Origin of the sequence: Neisseria sp. P0008.S010, from assembly GCF_051962715.1 — a bacterium.
GTDB lineage: Bacteria > Pseudomonadota > Gammaproteobacteria > Burkholderiales > Neisseriaceae > Neisseria > Neisseria elongata.
In genome coordinates this window covers 1-277 of record NZ_JBQCVA010000273.1, presented here as the reverse complement: position 1 = coordinate 277, position 277 = coordinate 1, and the positions used below count along the sequence as shown (strand labels likewise).

Sequence of the window (277 nt, the reverse complement as noted above, 5' to 3'; positions counted from 1 at the left end):
ATCTTGGGACTGCTGCTGATCCTGGGGGGATGCAGTTATCAACTGTGGCTGAGGATCGACGGTGAGTTGGAGGCGCCCCGCATCGCGATCACCGCGCCATGGATTATGCAGCCCACGACGTGTCTGGATCGGCTGTGGGTCGTCAAGGCGTCGGACCCTCAAGACCGGCTGTGGGATGTGGTGGCGAGAGATGGCGCCTGTGCGCCGGGTTCGGAGATCACATACGGACACGCGCCGACCGATTTCGACCCGAGGACCCCGACGCGCCAGCTCGAAC

General features: G+C 63.9%; 1 protein-coding gene. It reads left to right on the top strand.

The genetic code is table 11. The features are described from left to right. Positions 1-277 (top strand): hypothetical protein (locus tag ACTHSL_RS13550; RefSeq protein WP_440381716.1); only part of this gene is annotated, 277 nt, incomplete at both ends.